The 17,447-nt window shown below is 49.8% G+C and carries 16 protein-coding genes; 14 read left to right on the top strand and 2 right to left on the bottom strand.

Annotated features, from left to right (window positions below):
• The first annotated feature begins 3 nt into the window (after window positions 1-3).
• From ACE6ED_RS15780 to ACE6ED_RS15765, 4 genes are all read left to right on the top strand, one after another.
• Window positions 4-930: an ABC transporter permease gene (locus ACE6ED_RS15780; RefSeq protein ID WP_410828149.1), complete on the top strand. Its 927-nt coding sequence runs from the start codon at window positions 4-6 to the stop codon at window positions 928-930.
• Between the two features lie 29 nt (window positions 931-959).
• Window positions 960-1,850 carry a carbohydrate ABC transporter permease gene (locus tag ACE6ED_RS15775; protein ID WP_410828148.1) on the top strand — a complete coding sequence of 297 codons (891 nt, stop codon included), beginning with the start codon at window positions 960-962 and terminating at the stop codon, window positions 1,848-1,850.
• 36 nt (window positions 1,851-1,886) lie between these two features.
• Window positions 1,887-3,518: an extracellular solute-binding protein gene (locus ACE6ED_RS15770; protein WP_410828147.1), complete on the top strand. Its 1,632-nt coding sequence runs from the start codon at window positions 1,887-1,889 to the stop codon at window positions 3,516-3,518.
• A 558-nt stretch (window positions 3,519-4,076) separates the two neighbouring features.
• Window positions 4,077-5,810 carry a family 10 glycosylhydrolase gene (locus ACE6ED_RS15765; RefSeq protein WP_410828146.1) on the top strand — a complete coding sequence of 578 codons (1,734 nt, stop codon included), beginning with the start codon at window positions 4,077-4,079 and terminating at the stop codon, window positions 5,808-5,810.
• A 154-nt stretch (window positions 5,811-5,964) separates the two neighbouring features.
• Here the strand turns inward: ACE6ED_RS15765 and ACE6ED_RS15760 are convergent, their stop codons facing one another.
• Both ACE6ED_RS15760 and ACE6ED_RS15755 read right to left on the bottom strand, forming a co-directional pair.
• Window positions 5,965-7,302 (bottom strand): MFS transporter, encoded by a 1,338-nt coding sequence (locus ACE6ED_RS15760; RefSeq protein ID WP_410828145.1) that lies wholly within the window; start codon window positions 7,300-7,302, stop codon window positions 5,965-5,967.
• 48 nt (window positions 7,303-7,350) lie between these two features.
• On the bottom strand, window positions 7,351-8,247 hold the full coding sequence (locus ACE6ED_RS15755; RefSeq protein ID WP_410828144.1) for a LacI family DNA-binding transcriptional regulator: 897 nt from the start codon (window positions 8,245-8,247) through the stop codon (window positions 7,351-7,353).
• Between the two features lie 309 nt (window positions 8,248-8,556).
• Here ACE6ED_RS15755 and ACE6ED_RS15750 point away from each other — a divergent pair, with 309 nt between their 5' ends.
• From ACE6ED_RS15750 to ACE6ED_RS15705, 10 genes are all read left to right on the top strand, one after another.
• Window positions 8,557-8,715 carry a hypothetical protein gene (locus tag ACE6ED_RS15750; protein WP_410828143.1) on the top strand — a complete coding sequence of 53 codons (159 nt, stop codon included), beginning with the start codon at window positions 8,557-8,559 and terminating at the stop codon, window positions 8,713-8,715.
• Window positions 8,716-8,719: 4 nt separating this feature from the next.
• The gene (locus ACE6ED_RS15745; RefSeq protein ID WP_410828142.1) at window positions 8,720-8,896 is read left to right on the top strand and encodes a hypothetical protein; all 177 of its coding nucleotides are present in this window, start codon (window positions 8,720-8,722) and stop codon (window positions 8,894-8,896) included.
• A 258-nt stretch (window positions 8,897-9,154) separates the two neighbouring features.
• On the top strand, window positions 9,155-9,640 hold the full coding sequence (locus tag ACE6ED_RS15740; RefSeq protein WP_410828141.1) for a hypothetical protein: 486 nt from the start codon (window positions 9,155-9,157) through the stop codon (window positions 9,638-9,640).
• Window positions 9,633-9,941, top strand: coding sequence for a helix-turn-helix domain-containing protein (locus tag ACE6ED_RS15735; protein ID WP_410828140.1), 309 nt, complete (start codon window positions 9,633-9,635; stop codon window positions 9,939-9,941). Before ACE6ED_RS15740 ends, ACE6ED_RS15735 begins: the two co-directional genes overlap by 8 nt.
• Window positions 9,942-10,301: 360 nt before the next feature.
• A complete protein-coding gene (locus tag ACE6ED_RS15730; protein ID WP_410828139.1) occupies window positions 10,302-10,961 on the top strand; it encodes a TetR/AcrR family transcriptional regulator in 660 nt (219 codons plus the stop codon).
• A gap of 49 nt (window positions 10,962-11,010) precedes the next feature.
• Entirely contained in the window at window positions 11,011-12,156 is a 1,146-nt protein-coding gene (locus ACE6ED_RS15725; RefSeq protein WP_410828137.1) for an alpha/beta hydrolase, read from the top strand.
• 348 nt (window positions 12,157-12,504) lie between these two features.
• Window positions 12,505-12,684, top strand: coding sequence for a hypothetical protein (locus tag ACE6ED_RS15720; RefSeq protein ID WP_410828136.1), 180 nt, complete (start codon window positions 12,505-12,507; stop codon window positions 12,682-12,684).
• Window positions 12,685-12,878: 194 nt separating this feature from the next.
• Window positions 12,879-13,085 (top strand): hypothetical protein, encoded by a 207-nt coding sequence (locus ACE6ED_RS15715; protein WP_410828135.1) that lies wholly within the window; start codon window positions 12,879-12,881, stop codon window positions 13,083-13,085.
• Between the two features lie 529 nt (window positions 13,086-13,614).
• A complete protein-coding gene (locus ACE6ED_RS15710; RefSeq protein WP_410828134.1) occupies window positions 13,615-14,409 on the top strand; it encodes a Nif3-like dinuclear metal center hexameric protein in 795 nt (264 codons plus the stop codon).
• Between the two features lie 668 nt (window positions 14,410-15,077).
• Window positions 15,078-17,372: an AraC family transcriptional regulator gene (locus ACE6ED_RS15705; protein WP_410828133.1), complete on the top strand. Its 2,295-nt coding sequence runs from the start codon at window positions 15,078-15,080 to the stop codon at window positions 17,370-17,372.
• Window positions 17,373-17,447 lie beyond the last annotated feature (75 nt).

Here is a 17,447-nt window from a genome sequence, read left to right as displayed (position 1 = left end):
CGGATGAAGGCGGCCGGAACACCAAGTAAATGGAAAACATTTGTCAGCCAATGGGATTTACAGTCTATGGTTTGGCCCGGGATTATTTTTGTGGCAATATTCAGCTACATTCCGATGTATGGCGTGATTATGGCGTTCCAGCAATACGATATTTTTAACGGCATTCTGCAAAGTCCATGGGTGGGCTGGATGAATTTCAAAATGTTTTTCCAGGCGCCGGAATTCTGGAATGTGATGCGCAATACCCTTGTCATCAGTTTGCTCAAGCTGATTATTACCTTTCCTGCTCCGATCCTGCTGGCACTGATGCTGAATGAAGTTGGACATATGGGCTTTAAACGGTTTATCCAGACGGTCAGTTATTTGCCTTATTTCCTGTCCTGGGTTATTGTATCCGGTTTCGTGTTTTCACTGCTGTCTGTCGACAACGGAACGGTGAACTATCTGCTGGAGCGGTTCAACCTGATCCACGAGCCGGTGAACTTTCTGGCAATCCCGGAATACTTCTGGTCGATTTTAGTGAGTGTCAATGTGTGGAAGGAAGTCGGGTTTGGAAGCATTGTGTATCTTGCCGCGATCGCGGGCGTAGATCCAACCCTGTACGAGGCCGCCTCAATAGACGGTGCAAGCCGGTTTAGACAGATTTACTTAATTACGCTCCCCAGTATCGCTCCGGTCATTATCATCTTTATGATTCTAGCCATCGGCAATCTGCTCAGTGCGGGTTTTGAGGACATTTTGCTGCTGGCAACCAACCCTGTCCTGCGCCCTTACTCCGATGTAATCGACACCTATGTGTACCGTGTGGGAATATTGAATGCCAGATTTTCTTATGCGACTGCGGTAGGGCTGTTCAAAGCGGTGATCAGTGTGCTGCTGCTGGTGACGGCCAACAAAATCGCCCGCAAGGCAGATGTTAGTCTCTGGTAGGACGTTACAACCTATAGGGGGGATGAAAAATGAGACTAAGCCTGGGCGATAAAATTCTGCAGCGCATCAACTATATCCTTCTGGTCCTGCTGGCGGTGATCATGCTTTACCCGTTTTGGAACGCGCTGGTGATCTCCTTTAACCAGGGGAGCGACACGGCGCTCGGCGGTGTAACCCTGTGGCCGAGAGCTTTTACGCTGGAGAACTACTACATCGTGTTTCAGGATGACCGCCTGCTGAATTCCTTTTTGATTACGATTTTAAGAACCTTGAGCGGCACGCTGTTGTCCGTCTTTTTTACGGCACTGCTAGCTTACGGGATGTCCAAAAAAACACTGCTTTACCGCAAGCAATATATGGTGTTTTTCATGATTACGATGTTTTTTAGCGGAGGACTTATCCCCACTTATATGCTGATCCGCTCGCTGGGGATGCTGGACACGTTTTGGGTGCTGATTATCCCGGGCATCATCAGTGTCTATAACATGATTGTCATCCGCACCTTCTTTTCCGCTCTGCCCGACGGGCTGGAGGAATCGGCCAAAATCGACGGCTGCGGCAATTACGGCATTTTCTTCCGGATTGTCATTCCCGTCTCCGGCCCGGTGCTGGCTACCATTGCTTTATTTACGGCGGTGGGGCATTGGAACGACTGGTTCACGGGAGCGATCTATATAACAACCGATCATCTGCTTCCGATACAGACTCTGCTGCGGCAAATTATGAACTCCAATATTATGACCGAAATTGGCTCATCGAACGCCATTGCGTTGGATCATATGAACCGGAACCGGACGATTACGACAAAGTCGCTCACCATGGCTACAATGATGGTCGCTACGGTTCCGATTATTTTAACGTACCCTTTTCTCCAAAAATATTTTGTTAAAGGCGTCTTAATCGGTTCACTGAAAGAATAGCAGTCCCTCCATATTGTGTAGAAAGAAGGGGAATTCATGTCCAATCGGTTCAAATGGGTATCGCTTCTGATGGTCTCTATGCTGCTGTTCGTCACGGCCTGCAGCGGAGACGGTAAGTCTGACGCTTCGCAGAACAATTCGAACACTGAAGCAGCCGCAGATGACGGCAGCGGAATCAAGCCCGTAACCTTCAGCTTTTATGGAAACTATGACTGGCTTACGACGGCGCCTTGGGGAGAAAATGAGGCGACCAAATGGATTCAGGAGAACCGGAAGGTCACGGTGGAGCCGGTGCAGTCCGGCGGGGCGTCCGCGGAAAAGCTGAACACGCTGATTGTCAGCGGCGATCTGCCGGATGTGATTTTTACCGACAGGGGAGCAACGGTGGAACGGCTGGTGCAGGCGGGAAGGCTGGTTGCGCTGGATGAATATTATGAGAAATACCCGAACTTCAAAAAATATGTAAAGGAATCCACCCTGAACCTGCTGCGGTCCGAGGACGGCAAAATCTATCAGATCCCGAACTGGTATACCTCGGGGCAATTCGGCAACGGCGGCTGGATGGTTAATAAAGAGATATACAACGCGCTTGGCAGACCGGCGCTGGAAACCTTCGACGACCTGTATCAATATTTGCTCCAGGTGCGAGACAAGTACCCGGATGTAGTCCCGCTTGAAGTGGGTGAAAAGGGCGCGGGACTTGAAATTATGTATGGCGGGTTTAAGGAAAATGCCACCAGCAAGTTCATCTCGCTCCTGGGATATCCGGAAGGCGACAAGCTGCTTCCTATCTATGACGATCCCGCTTTCAAGGAAATGATGCTGTATACCAATAAGCTGTTCCGTGAACGGCTGATTACCCAGGATGCGCTGCAGCAAACACAGGATGCGGTCAAGGAAAAGGTGAATACCGGCCGGGTGGCGGTTATGGTCGAATCCAATATCACTACGTACGGAGCCGAGGGGCACCGGGCGCTGACAGCAAGCAAACCGGACAGCGGATATGAAATTATTTGGCCGGTTCACAAAGCCGGATTGGACAAAAACAAGGTGTTTGTAAGCGGCTTTGAAACGCTGGGCTGGAACGTCAATGTAATTACAAAGCAGGCGAAGGACCCGGAAGCCATCTTTGCTTATTTTGATTGGATAACAGGCCCGGAGGGGCAAAAGGTGCTGTTCTTTGGTCCAAAAGGTTTGTACTGGGATGAAGAGGATGCCAACGGGGCGCCGATTCCCAACGAGAAATACAAGACGACTCCTGCCAACGAACGGACGGAAACGATGCGGAAATTCGAGGATTTTAACTGGGCGGGCAATACCACCTTTATCGATACGGCAAAAATGAGCCTTGAGGCGTCGCTGTCCGACAACCAGAAATCGTGGGAAACGGTGGCGCAGTCCACAGTGACCTGGAAAACCGCTTTAGACATCACGGAATTTGTGAACACCGACCCGGTTCCGGAAACGGAGACCGGCATCATCGCCCAAAACATTCATGATATCCATACTCTTGGTTTTGCGCAAATGGTGCAGGCGAAGTCGGATGAAGAAGTGCTGGCGGCGCTGGAGACGGCCAAAAAGAACGCTGAAAAAGCAGGCCTGGATAAGCTGCTTCAATACAAAACGGAAAAGTGGCAGGAAAACGTCAAGAAAATGAACGCGAACTAGACTGAACTATGGCTAGACAGGAAAGAGGAGCAGGCACGGAGGCCCTTTGGTGCTGCAGGAGCGAACGCAGCTGCCTTTGTCTTCGGAGTTCTACGTTCTATGCAGACTGAACGGCTGAAATACAGGATGGCGGGGATGGCACGGAGGCAATTTGGAGATGGAGGAGCGAACGCGATTGCCTTTGTCTTCGGAGTTCTACGTTCTATACAGACTGAACGGCTGAAATACAGGATGGCGGGGATGGCACGGAGGCAATTTGGAGATGGAGGAGCGAACGCGTTTGCCTTTATTTTCGGAGTTCTACCGCTATCCGGAACTTCCATTCAAGAACTCCGAAAATAACAGCAACCGGAAGTCCCAAATTGCCGCAGTGACAGCCCCGCTCTACCTGTACGTCTTTCGTTCAGCCTATACTGGGCAGCGCTGAACTCCGAAAATAACAGCGGGCCGGAAGCCAAAATTCGCCGCAGTGACAGCTCCGCTTCACCTGTGCTACCGAAGTTCAGTCTATATGCGAAATAATTTGAAATACAATAAGACGATTATGGAGGCGAACATATGACATTTGCATGGAGAACAAAGTTCACAGCGGTGTTAAGTCTCGTGTTGATTTTCTCGATGATCGGCACTTCCGTTCCGGCCAAGGCCGAGGAGGGGAGCAATCCCCCTTTTGAAACGGAGGTCATTGTAAGAACGGTAAACCAGTTTAAGAATGCAGCGGATGTTCAGGCTTTTATTGAGATGTCCGAGCGCTACGGCGTGGATGTCATCAGCATGAACGTGAAGCAGGATGAAGACGATGAGGTTCCGTCCGGGCGGGTGTTTTATGACAGCGAGATCGCTCCGGTTGCGCAAGGCTACGAAAATTTTGATGCCCTGCAGGAGGTCATTACCGCAGCCCATGCCGCAGGCATCAAAGTCCATGCCTGGATTCCGCAGTTCCATGACCAGGAGGCTTTCCTGAAGCACAAAGAATGGCAGATGCAGGCGCTGGTTAACGGGGTCCGGAAGCCGTTTACAGGCTCCAATGGCAGCGAATATTTTGTCAATCCGCTCCATCATGAAGTGCAGCAGTATGAGCGCTCCATCATTCAGGAAGTGATTGAAAATTATCCGGTTGACGGCATAGTGCTGGACTGGATTCGTTTTGACAATTACAACATGGACGTCAGCGATTACACCGTGGCCAAATATAAAGCACAGTTCGGGTATTCCCCGCTCAGCATTAATTTTGAGGCGGATTCGCCGCAGCGGAAGCAGTGGAATGAATGGCGGACGGATCAAATCGGACAGTACGTAGGCGATATCCGCCAGGATATTTCCGAGTCCTCGAATCCGGAGGTGCAGCTTGGGGTGTATATTTTGCCGCCGGAGTTTACAGAGGTTGGTCAAAACGTAGCCAAATTCAAGGAAGAGATCGACTTTGTTGCGCCGATGGCTTATTTTGACGACTGGGATTTTAACAGCGATTGGGTTTACAGCACCGAGTACGGCATCCTGAAGGATACGAGCGACCGGATCAGCGGCACGCCGGCGGAAATTGTACCAACCCTGGATAATGATTGGACCGATGATGAATATCAGGAGGTTTATCAAGGCATTCGCGAAAATTATCCGGGTGTGAAACGCTTATCGTTTTTCTCCTACGGAGCCTGGCCTGAAGCTGAGCTGGCGAAAATTAATGAACGTGTAACCTGGCCGACACCGGACTGGTCGACACCGGAGGAACAGGACTATCCGGCCCAGCTGCCAGCCGGCTGGAAGGCAAGAAATATTGGCTCGGCGCCGGGAGACGCCTCCTACCAGTCTTCCAAAAAGCAATTTACGATGAGCAGCAGCTCGACGGATATTTGGGGAAGATCGGATCAGCTGAACTTTGTGTATCAACCTGTGAAGGGCGACACGGAGATCATTGTGCAGGTGCGGTCCACCGACCGTATGAGCGGTTGGGCTAAAGCCGGCGTTATGATCCGGGAGACGCTGGGCCGGGATGCGAAACATGCGGACATGATGATTACTCCCGAAAACGGCGCTACCTTCCAGTATCGCGCGGAGACTACAGGCAGCACCGTTGACCAGACAGCAGATGCCTCGGTTCCCAAATGGCTGAAGCTGACCCGGAAGGGAAATGCCTTCACCGGCGCGGTTTCGTCCGACGGAAAACGCTGGACCACGGTCGGAACCGTCCAGATTCTGATGAACCGTCAGGTATATATCGGGCTGGCGCTCAGTAATCCGGGGGATGACTCGGGGAACAAAGCCGTGTTTGGGAATGTGACGATTACGAATTAAGTCTTGATTTTTTACTCCGGATTCAAGTTCCGGGAGAAGCCCTCAGGAGAATGTCCCTTGCCAAGCCTCCCTTGCCACGCCCCCGTTAGGGCGGGGCAGGGGAGGTTTGCTTTTTTCGGGAGATAAAAAAGAAATGCGTTACAGCGACTTAGAGCTACCTATAGGTTCGAATAACCTTAAGTTTGGTTGAGGCATATAAGGCAAACAGGAACAGCAGCAATCCAATAGAGGCCATAACCGGGCCGGGGCTGAAATGATCCGAGAGATAGGAGACGATGGTTAGGCCAAGCGACGGAGCTACACTCATAATCGAACTCAGCGTGCCGAAAACTCTGCCCTGAAGCTCCTCCGAAATTTCCAGCCTGAGAATGGTGTTGATCAGCAGAGTGCAGAACGAAAAGGTGAGTCCGATCAGCAAAATGACAGGAATGGCTGCGGAAGCAGAAGTGATGAAGGATAGCAGGATGTACATCGGGCCCATACAGAGCAAACCGCCCATAATCCAAAAACCTCGCCGTCTGATTCTGGACCCGAGCAGGAGGATCAGGCCTGAACCCAACATATAGCCAAGCGGGATGCAAGCTTCCATAAGTCCGAACTGGAACGGACTGGACTTCCATACCTTGACGGCCATGACCTGGGTCAACATCAGCGATGGCATAAAAAATAGCGTAAGTGTCGGAAGCATAATGATCACTGCCTTGGCAAAAGGAAACCTCCAGATATACCGCATGCCTTCTCCCAGATCCTGAATAAACTTCTTTTTCTCTTGGGGTGCTTGATTGACGCGGGTTGGCATCGGCAGGGAACGCACGGCAAGGACCAGCAGAAAGGAGACAACAAACGTGAAGGCGTCGAATAAAATCGCGTCCGCTGCACCAAAGGCTGCTACAAAAATTCCTCCCGCCGAAAAGCCGACGGTTCGGCAAATATTTTCCGACAGGTTAAGCAGTCCAACGGCTTGCTGGACATGCTCTTTGCCGACAACGGTGACAATGGAAGACTGGTAGGCAGGCGACTGAAACAGGGCGGAAACGGTGGTCATCGCTGTAAGCGCGGCTACGATAAGGAAAGAAGACGAAGGGACAGAGATCACCAGAGCAAGCGCCGCAACCAGCACAGTGCTGATCAGGTCCGTAACCAGCATGATTGTTCTCCGGCTCATCCGGTCCGCAAAAGTCCCGCCAATAGACCCGACAAGCGAGCTGAGCAGCAGGTTAATGATCGTCAGTACAGCCATCAACTTGGCACTGCCGGTAGTCTGGAGCACCCAAAGGCTCAAGGCGATATTGTGAAAGGTATTGCCGAACTGAGAAATGGAAAAGGAACAAAGCAGCAGCAGAAATTTTTTGTTGGCCCATAAGCTTGGGGAAGTAGGGGCAGGGGCAGCAGAAGCAGAAGCAGAAGCAGAAGCAGAAGCAGAAGCAGAAGCAGAAGCAGAAGCAGAAGCAGAAGCAGAAGCCTCCTGTCTGGCCAAAACCGGATCGGACATTGTTATTCTCCTCTCAACTTAAGCGTTTAAGTTAAACTGTAAAAAAAATTAGCCAACATAATAGCAGTTAATGTTTTCCCCGGAGTCGTCCGGATGATCCAACAGCTTCTGCATAAGATCAAAGGCCACTTCTGATTTATCCCCATGAAAAAGAATTTTCTCTACGTGTTCCCCCAACATTTCCGGAGAATTACAAGTACAGATTACAGTGAGGCGTTCAAAGCTGGCCGTCTTCTCGATATAACTGCCAATGAATTCATTAATCACAATTGCATGCTTGAAGCGCCGGTGATCCGTTGCTGAAATCAAATCCTGAAGATTGCGGACTTCGAAGACCGCATCATCAGCCAAAGGAACACTGCTGCGAATATAACGGGCCAGCAGCAAGTTATTGAAGCTTTCCATAATTAAACAAACCTGCGACAGATCGTCCGGCAGGGCTTTTTCAAGCGCTGAGCGGTAATTGAACACCACCTGTTTGAACAACTTATCCTCAAGCATGCTGTCAATCAGAATCAGGGGAACCCCTTCGACAAAATGTCTGGAAATCGAGTAGAAGGACGTTTCCTTTACATCAATAAGAAATACAGCTTCCAGCTTGCGTTCGACGATTATATCCAGCGTAGGGTTGTCACCATCCAGAGAAAAAAGCAGCGTATGATAACCCGCAGCTGTAAGCCGCTGCTCCAGGGCATGAATAAAGACAAGTTGGGCATGCAACTTCCAATAGGGCATTTGCCCCGACTTGTGGACCAATACGCCTACCAGACCGGTTTTTTGATTCGCAAGCGAGCGGGCTGCCAAGTTAGGAATATAACGAAGCTCCTCAGCCAGCTCCAGGATCTGGCGCCGTGTTTTTTCAGGAATAGTCTGATTCTCCACTCGGTTCAGCACATAACTCACGGTCGCAACGGATACGTTGGCCCGCAAGGCGATGTCCTTCATCGTCGTCTTTTTCAACAATCCCGTCTCCCATCCGGCAATTTTCTAAAGATTAACATTTTGGCGGGGGAAGAGTCAATAGCTTAAGCGATTAAGTTAAGGAGTTGTTGACTTGCCCGAAGAGGTAAGACCTTTTTACCACTGTATAGCGATTAATGACATACACAGGATTTCAGGAAACCGGTATATTGGAACTATAAGGGAATTTTAGCCTCTCCTATCTGTAGAAGTTAGAGAGTTTATGCTAGATGCGTACCACAGCCGCTGTGATGACAGCGCAAGATACAATGAAAATGTAGGAAGGGAAATTAAATGATGAAAGTGAAGAGATTAATGCAAGACTTTGAAGAAAAAAAGACGCGGAACTATGAGGAGCTTCTGAAGGAAGAGGAGTCTGAACTGCAGAAGGTCAGCTTGGAAAAAAAGGATTCGAAACCAACGGGAACCAGAGGGATTGAAGCTAAGGGGTGATTGTGTGAACAATTGGAGCAGGGAGAAGTTCGAAAAAATCTTTAAGGAAGTGAATGCATCGGCAAGTTTCGAAGGTGCAGATCTGAATGTTGAAGAAAAGGAACTGCTGTTTCAGTATTTTTTCGGAAAAATCACAAATGAAGAATACGCTAAGGCTGTGATGGAGCTAGTGAAGAAATGAGCGCGGACAACCCCCTGAATCAGGGATGCGAATTCGGAAGCGACCCGCTGGAAAATCGCTGCGGCTCTATTCCGAATGGGGGATCCGGCGGCACGGAAGAGCGGAAAAGGAAGCCTTCAGGCCATGCCGGAAACCGCTGCCTTTGTTGTCACTTGCCGCCCATGCTCAGCTTAGAAGGGCGCTTAATCTAAAATTATTACTTTCGAGAGGGGAAGGCATAAGGCGTTTCGTTTGCGTATTTATGTCGTATAGGATATAATGAAGACAACAATTGAGTTTATGACTCACCCGGTGACGGGAAAAATCCCGATGTCAGAATTTCTTGACCAGTTAGTTAAAGAGGCGAAAACGGATGCGATCAAGCTACAGCTACTATTGTTCATCACACGCGGGTTTGAATTTTTAGAGAAGTATAGCTTGCAGCACGCGTTCAAGACGTATTTTGAGACCCACCGTGAAGATGGCGTTCCGTATACGATTAAATTAGTTAAGAATTTGGAAAGACATGTGCCGCTGATTGAATTTCGTATTAATTGGAGAGGGATTGGCGCTTTCCGGGCCATTTTCTTTGAACACGTGGTAGGCGATAATCAAATTCTGTTTTTTATTAATTGTGTGGTTAAGCCTGAGACGAAGGACCCTGCGTTTGAGCGTGCTGCAAAAGACGCTGAAATGGTGTATCAGCATTTTCTGACCCATCCCGAGGAACACATTACGTTAATAGGAGATGGTAAACATGACTAAGCCATTAGGCCAAAACTATAAGGACTTCATGGATAAAGCCCGAGAGATTTCGGAGGTTCAGGAATACCTGGAGAGCTTTTCCGTGAGTATTGGAAATATGGTCTTTGCAAGACGGATGCAGTTGAATTTGACCCAGCAGCAGCTGGCCGATTTGGCGGGGACGACTCAAAAACGAATTTCGTTGATCGAGTCGGCAAGCGGGAATGTTGAACAAAAAACGTTAGATAATGTTTTTCGGGCATTGAAGCTCAAAAGCCTGAATGCAAGCTTTGAAGAAATGTCTGCAACGGTTCAAGGATAAATCCTTGAGCCGTTTTTTATATCGAGACGGCGCGGTAGGTTCAAAGGAAGGGATGTTAGTTTGAGATTTATATGGTGGCAGATTTTAATTATTTTGAACTATCTAAAAAATAGGTCTATGACCGTTTACATCACAGACCAATCATTTTAGAAATAGCTTTGTAATCCGAAAAATCCTCTAATTTAAATGAAATCACCAAGTCCTCCACTTAAAAAACAAACCAACTCCATTAATTTATCTCTTAGGAAGTAGGCAATGGTTCTAATCTTTTATGACAATAATATTTCAATACTACTTGACGTGTGAATTGATTACAGATATAGTGTGAATCAATTCATACCCCTCGTTAAGGAGGAATCTATGCCAAAAAATACTTTCTTTCGTTTAGATGAAGCAAGGCGCGAAGAAATAGCTAATAGCGCTATGCATCTTTTTGTTGATAATCTTTACGAGGATATAACTATGAAGATGGTTTTGGATAGTTTGTCCATGCACCCCGGAACATTTTACCGGTATTTTGAAGACAAAGATGACCTTTATTGTCTCTTGGTACGTAATGTGACCCAGAAAAGAGCTGCATATTTTAAAAACAGTAATGAAGAATCCATTTTCCAGTTTTTCCTTGCTGGCTTATTTGATAACGTTAATGACATTGTGACCGAGCCGCTGAACGAGTTGGAAATCAAACTCACTGAAACACTTTTGTACATTCCTGAGAATATTTTGCTTAAAATATACCTGAATGTGCTAAAGGGCGAGTCATTCCCCTTAATCAAAGGCACTTTGCGCCGAATGAGGGTTGATGGATATCTCCGGCCTGATATTGACGATGACCTGATTTCTTTTATGTTTGAGTCCATGCAGTTTAATTTAGTCATGTTTTTTAGGGAATTCGATATTAAGGACTCTAAGCTGCAACATAAGATTAGCAAATACTTTGCTGACTTTATGAGTCATGGGCTGGTTGAAGATCATAAATATTATGAGATTGTTAGCGGTCTCAAGAAAGCCAAGGAGTAGATATATATTTCACATTCGCCACTTTTATTAATTAAAGGGGGACAAGAATATGAAAATTTATGACGCATTTCCAAAACCAATTGGCGGCTATACTGTCGGTCGAACCCAGATGGATTTTGAGTATACGGCATCAGATCATTCAAAAAGAGAGCTGACAGCGTTTGTGTACTATCCGTCTGACAGTAACGAAGGTAAAACTACATCAACATATATGTTTCCTGAAGTCTACGAGATGTTAAAGGAGCAGCCACTTGTCACTGCGTATCTTAAAGGGGAGGGTTTTTTCTCTATAGATATCAAGACCCAGTGTTACGACGACCTTGCTCTCTCCAGAAAGGAAAAGCGCTATCCGGTGTTATTCTATGTCTGCGGCGGGGGCGGTTCTCCGGAATGGGGGACAGTGCTCTGTACGGACTTGGCCAGTATGGGATATGTTGTGGTAAGCATCGGCCATCCGAATAGTACGATGTATAAACGTAAAGACGGACGCCTGTTTAATGTGTCCAACGGTTTTTCGGAGGCCATAAGAGCGTTGTCTGAAGATCCCGAGATGCTGGTGCTGGCTGGTAAGATGGAAATGCGGCCTGACGATGAAACGGCCGTTCAGATGTGCCGTAACGTGCTTGCACTCCCGGTACTTGCCAAGTTAACAGAGTTTAGTGAGTTACAGGCAGAAGATGTACGGTTTGTAGCCGATTATCTGTACAAACTGGACGCTGAAGAGCTGAAGTCCATCTTTACAGGCAGATTGCTCTTAGACACCGGCATGGGCATCGTCGGACATTCTTATGGAGGGCTCACGACGGCGATGGTGTGCCGGGACGACGACCGGTTCACCTGCGGGATTGGCTTGGATAGCGGTGCGTTTGGTCTTCTCGATAGCGACCTTAAAAAGCCCTTCCTGCTGCTGTTTCGTGAACCCAACTACAACATGAATGCGATCATTGGCGCTAACAATAGCAGGGAAACCTATTATTTTTCTGTTGATCGTGTTGCGCATTTAGACTACTGCGACATCGTGTTTACCGGTGTTAATGAGGAACTCAGAGGCGAACGGGATGCTATGGAGATGCGAAATCTTGTTACAGACTATACGAAGAACTTTTCTGATCATTACATCCTGCAGAAGGCTGCAAATGTGGAAAGTCTGGCATACGATGGCGTGCACTTGATCAGGAAGACCAGCAACAAGTGACCTAACCGAGAGGCTGCTGATAAACCATGTCAAACAGCTAGCTGTACAGACACAGAGCCGATAACCGTATTACACGGTTATCGGCTCTGTCTTATTTCAGGCATTATTTTTAATCGCGACATAACTATATGCCGATTTTTTCCGTCAAACGTTCTTTCTCCCGTCCAAAATCCTGCTATATACCCTTTTGCCTGTGCATTAGCATGGCTTTCGTGCCAGACGGTTTCATTATTGGGCTGTTTATCTCCTTCACCGTGAAACTGCAGGTTTGGTCGGGCAAACATCTTGTACTATACATGCGTGATCGCATATGACATAATTAAGGTGTTAGGAAGGGAGGTGATTCCCTTGACTGATGAACAATTGCTTAGAGTCGCGGTAACGGTTGCCAGTCTTCAGACGCTAACGGCAGTCCTCGGACTGATGAAAGCCCTGTTTGAATGGCAAACAGCCCGACAAAAAGCAAAAGGCCCCACCCGCCGCAAACGGGTGAAGCCATCAGCCAAGAAACGCCACCGGAAAGGATAGCTTTCCGGGGAAGGGTCGGGATTTGGCCCCCGCCCTTCCTAACGTTTATTCTTCCCCCATTCTAGCACACTCAGCCAAGGAAAGGAAGGGAGCGCCATGCTGATCAAAACGCTGATCGTTCTACAGATCGTCACGATGTTAGTTTCAATGGCCACGCTTTGGCTAAACTGGAAAACGGCAAGGATGAACAGAAAATGAACCCGCTGGAACATATTATGGGCGTTGATGAAGCTAGCAAACGATGGGACTTGTCACCTGCCTATATAAAGAATCTTTGCGCGGCCGGCAAGGTCACAGCCGTCAAGATCGGCAACACATGGATTCTGGACAAAGACCAATCGAACCCGGCACAGCCGGACCATCCAAAAAATTGGAGATCGAGAGTGACCGATCAGCCTTAAAAAGAGCCTTTCCGGATTCCGGAAGTTCTTTTTCTCTTTGCATACTTCGTGCTTCAGGCTAACTTGCACCTGGGTTGTCAGAATGGAATGGAAAACGAAGCCTTCTGGCACTGCCTGAAGCCACGGCCTTTATTGTCACTTCCCGCCCCCTGGATCAGCTTATCAGGACGCTGGAAATCGTCAAGTATGTTAGCGGGACCCCAATTAGGGCTTGGCCTACAAACTCCGACCGACTGCATTAGCAATAACCAAACTAGCAGAATTGGCTCCTCTTGGCCCATAATAAGTTGGACTGCCGGAACCTACGAACACCGTAACAGGAAAAAACGAAGTAGTACCGGGTGGTATCCGGTATCGTGAATTGCTCGATCTCTGTTCGCCTTAACGCCCGAAATGGGTAAAACTCTACACGATCTGTCCATGGTGCGGACGATTTCAGGGTGCTAGCATGAAAAAATAAACCGCCGTCCCGGTTCTCATACAGCGGAAGGACGGCAAGCACGCTGACCAGAAAGAAGGTATTTCCGGGATGTACACTTTAGCAGATATAACAAAAGTGCTGACGGAGGGGATGGCGAAAGGCGAGCCAACCGTCGACGGCTTGGAGTACGAGGCTTCGCCTGACACCGAAATACGCGGCATCGTCACCTCGTTTGTTGCATCACAGCATGTGATCGGGCAGGCGGCAGCTCTGGGAGCAAACCTGATCCTAACTCATGAAGGCGCATACTTCAGCCATCAGGATGATCGGGAATGGCTCGCTGACGATCCTGTTTACCTGAAAAAAAGAGAGCTGGCCGAACAGTCGGGAATTCTTCTGTATCGCTACCACGACCGCATCCACCGGGTCCGTCCCGACGGAATCACGAAAGGTCTGGTGTCGGCGCTTGGCTGGGAGTCCTTCGTCACAGATGTACAGCCAGCCTGGTCCATCGCCGAGATTCCCCCCGTGCCGCTGCGTGAAGCGGCGGAGCATATGAAAAAGTCGCTTGGTATCAGCTATCTGCGCGCTGCCGGAGACCCGGAAATGGAATGCTCCCGGATCGGCTTTCTCGTAGGTTACCGGGGCGGCGGACGCACGGCGGTCCCGCTGTTCCACAAAGAGAATGTGGATCTGATCATCGCCGGAGAAGGACCCGAGTGGGAAACGCCCGAGTACGTGAGAGATGCTGTGCATCAAGGCCAAGACAAGGCGCTGATCATGCTCGGCCATGCCGAAAGTGAAGCGCCGGGAATGCGGCTGCTGACGGACGAGCTGGCCGAGCGCTTCCCCGGACTGCCCGTTTATTATGTCGAAGACCGTCCGGTGTTTCGGGTGCTGTGAAGCGGCGTAGCAGCCTGCGCCAAGAGGCGAGAGGCAGCACGGGCCTGCTTTTTGGTTGATCTATTGCGGTGGGGGAGTAGACCGTCTGCACACCCGGTCACCTATGGAAGCTGTGGTAGGTTGAGCCTCACCCTCGAGGCGAAGCCGATCCGGAGGCCATTTGGAACTGTAGGAGCGAACGCGTTCGCCTTTGTTTTCGGATTTCTACTGCGTAAGGACTTCATCTAATAAAGAAATCCGAAAACAACAGCGACCGGAAGTCCAAATGAGCCGCAGGAGCGGCGAAGGTGCGCTCAGCAGTACCCTTGGTTCAACTGCCCGCAGGAGCGGCGAAGCTGCGCTCAGCAGTACAAGTGTTTCGGGTTTCCCCGTCAGAGCGGCCCTTCAGCCGCAAAATGCGGCCCCCTTTTACAAAAACAACCCACAGCCTCGTATCGCAAGCCCCGGTGGGACAACCGTCCCGGATAAGCATGCCGATAGGAGGCTTTACAATTTTTGTGTTTCCGCTAACCTTAAGTGTAGGTTCGTTGGATGCAGAGTTCGTAAGTGTTTGATGTATAGAGTTTGTTATATACAAGGACTGTGATTGTCCATGCGGCATCGGCCCGTCAGCATCGGCTGGCAGCCGCGGCACACAAGTCCCAATCGCCTTCCGGGGAGTGCAGCTTATGATGCGGACACGATTTATGTTTAGCAGCAGCGTCGCCTTCAAATGGATTGTCTCTTACGCGGTTATCATGCTGATTCCGCTGATTGTGAGCGCTATCATCTATGTGCAGACCAAGGAAATCGTTGAATACGAGATCCAGCGGGCGGGACAGGCCATGATGAAGCAGGTGCAGTACATGATCGACAGTGAAGTCAGCCAGGCGGAGAAGCTTGCGATGCAGCTGTCCATCGACAACGAGACGGCGAAGTTTTTGAATATTGAGTCCTCGGGCGAAAAAAGCCAAGCGTTTCAAATCTACCGGCTCCGCCAGGAGCTGGGACGGTACCGGACGAACAATGATTTTGTCAAAGGCATTTACGTGTACTCCGGCAAGCTGGACAAGCTGCTGACGGACGAGACGTATGCGGACAGCCGGACATTTTATGAAAACAGCCGTCAGTGGATCGGTATTTCTTACGAAGAATGGATGGCCGACATCCGGGGGGAAACGCTGGAGCGGGACGGGCGAATGCCCACCCTTACGTTTCACCGGTGGGGCGACAGCGTCGTTTTGATGAAACCGCTGACCACACTGCAATCCGAAGAATCGCTAAAGGGAATGCTGATGATTTTGCTCAACGGAAGCAAGGTCAACAATATGCTGCAAAATGTCGACTGGGTAAAGCGGGGCGACGTGTACATTATGGGCAGCGACAACAAAGTGCTGTTCCAAAAAGAAAATCAGTCCGGCTCCCATTCCGCCGGCAGCATTGCTGGCATTGAGCAGGCAGCGGCGGCCGGCTCCTTCCGTGAGATCGAGGATCAGGGCAGCCTGGTTGCCCACATGACTTCCGGTACGACGGACTGGAAATACGTCAGTGTGTTTCCCCCCGGCGTGTTCTGGGAGAAGGCCCGCGAGATCCGTAACATGAACGGTTTGGGGCTGCTGGCGTGTTTTTTGATCGGCGGCCTAGTCATCATCTATTTTGCGCGTAAAAATTACAACCCCGTCCGTGAACTGGTCAACGTATTCTCCGTACCGAAGGATGAGGAGACACACCGGGTGCTGGATGAATATTCGTTTATTCGTAAAAGCGTGCTCGCCGCCCTGCGCGAACGCGACGATATTAGCAGCCGCCAGTATAAGCAAATGCGCGTGCTGCAGACCTATTATTTGGCCCGTCTGCTCAAAGGGCAGGCCGAAGAGGGCTTGTCCATGGAGGATGCGGCAAGGCTGCATCATTTTAACTGGACGACCGACGACTTCGCCGTGCTGCTGTTCCAGGTGCAGCCGCTGAAGGAGAATGCAGGGTCAACTCTGAGCATGTCGCATTTTATCGTCTCCAATATTTTGAATGATCTGTTGGAAGACCGTCATCGGCTCAGCTTTACGGAAATGGACGGCGTGCTGGCCTGCGTGGTCAATATTTCGGCCGGACGCAAGGATAAATGGAAAGAGGATGTCGAAGAGGCTCTCGCCGGAACGTTGGATTTTATCGGACAAAAATATGCGCTTAGTCTAATCATGTCAGGCAGCGAGCCGCATACGGGCATCCGCCATCTGCAGCAGGCGTATCTTCAAGCGCTGGAAGTGCAGGAGTACCGGCTTATTTCCCGGGAAAACCTGTCGCTCTGGTATGGAGACATCGAACCGGCGGACACGGAATTTTATTTGTCGATTAACGACGAGGTGGTATTAGTTAACTTAATCAAAACGGGCGATCACGACGGCGCCGCAGCGCAGCTGGATACGGTTTTGGATCAAATTTTTGCGTCTCCTCTGCCGATTGAGCTAGTCAAATGTGCGATGATTGATCTGGCGAGCGCCATTATGAAATCGGTGCCCCAGGAAGCGCGGCCGCTATCTACCCGGGACGAGTGGCGCCCGATGAAACGCCTGTTCAGCTGCACGACGCGGGAGGAATTCCGGGAGGAACTGCTGGGCATGCTTATAGCGGCGTGCGGCAGTGTCCGCCAGAAGCTGACGGAGCTGTCGGGCACCCGCGTCGGGGAAGAAGTCTCTGCTTTTGTCAGCGAGCGGTATGGCGATGTGAATCTGAGCGTCTCGATGATCGGCGCGCAGTTTGGCCTCGCTCCCCAGTATGTTTCCAGGCTGTTCAAAGAACAGACCGGCCAGGGGCTGCACGATTATATCAGCCAGGTCCGGATTAACGCGGCCAAAAGCCTGCTGCAGGAAGGCGGCACCATCGAAGAGGTCGCTTCACGCGTCGGCTTTTCGGGCGGCAACGCATTTATCCGCGTTTTCAAGAAATATGAAGGGATCACGCCCGGACGATATAAAAATCTACAATAAGAGAAATCGATCTTCATTTTGGCAACACAGCGGCGGGCAACCTTAGGCCTGGCGCTGTTTTTTCGTTTTTCGCGA

The organism is Paenibacillus nanchangensis (assembly GCF_046543445.1).
GTDB lineage: Bacteria > Bacillota > Bacilli > Paenibacillales > Paenibacillaceae > Paenibacillus_AQ > Paenibacillus_AQ nanchangensis.
The sequence above is the reverse complement of the archived record's forward strand: the minus strand, read 5'-3'. Positions and strand labels throughout refer to the sequence as shown.

What these genes read in the sequence shown, in the direction of transcription:
- ACE6ED_RS15705 (WP_410828133.1), top strand. Translation starts at nt 15,078, where the DNA reads ATGATGCGGACACGATTTATGTTTAGCAGCAGCGTCGCCTTCAAATGG.
- ACE6ED_RS15710 (WP_410828134.1), top strand. Translation starts at nt 13,615, where the DNA reads ATGTACACTTTAGCAGATATAACAAAAGTGCTGACGGAGGGGATGGCG.
- ACE6ED_RS15770 (WP_410828147.1), top strand. Translation starts at nt 1,887, where the DNA reads ATGTCCAATCGGTTCAAATGGGTATCGCTTCTGATGGTCTCTATGCTG.
- ACE6ED_RS15735 (WP_410828140.1), top strand. Translation starts at nt 9,633, where the DNA reads ATGACTAAGCCATTAGGCCAAAACTATAAGGACTTCATGGATAAAGCC.
- ACE6ED_RS15730 (WP_410828139.1), top strand. Translation starts at nt 10,302, where the DNA reads ATGCCAAAAAATACTTTCTTTCGTTTAGATGAAGCAAGGCGCGAAGAA.
- ACE6ED_RS15775 (WP_410828148.1), top strand. Translation starts at nt 960, where the DNA reads ATGAGACTAAGCCTGGGCGATAAAATTCTGCAGCGCATCAACTATATC.
- ACE6ED_RS15725 (WP_410828137.1), top strand. Translation starts at nt 11,011, where the DNA reads ATGAAAATTTATGACGCATTTCCAAAACCAATTGGCGGCTATACTGTC.
- ACE6ED_RS15755 (WP_410828144.1), bottom strand. Translation starts at nt 8,247, where the DNA reads ATGAAGGACATCGCCTTGCGGGCCAACGTATCCGTTGCGACCGTGAGT.
- ACE6ED_RS15760 (WP_410828145.1), bottom strand. Translation starts at nt 7,302, where the DNA reads ATGTCCGATCCGGTTTTGGCCAGACAGGAGGCTTCTGCTTCTGCTTCT.
- ACE6ED_RS15715 (WP_410828135.1), top strand. Translation starts at nt 12,879, where the DNA reads ATGAACCCGCTGGAACATATTATGGGCGTTGATGAAGCTAGCAAACGA.
- ACE6ED_RS15780 (WP_410828149.1), top strand. Translation starts at nt 4, where the DNA reads ATGAAGGCGGCCGGAACACCAAGTAAATGGAAAACATTTGTCAGCCAA.
- ACE6ED_RS15740 (WP_410828141.1), top strand. Translation starts at nt 9,155, where the DNA reads ATGAAGACAACAATTGAGTTTATGACTCACCCGGTGACGGGAAAAATC.
- ACE6ED_RS15750 (WP_410828143.1), top strand. Translation starts at nt 8,557, where the DNA reads ATGATGAAAGTGAAGAGATTAATGCAAGACTTTGAAGAAAAAAAGACG.
- ACE6ED_RS15765 (WP_410828146.1), top strand. Translation starts at nt 4,077, where the DNA reads ATGACATTTGCATGGAGAACAAAGTTCACAGCGGTGTTAAGTCTCGTG.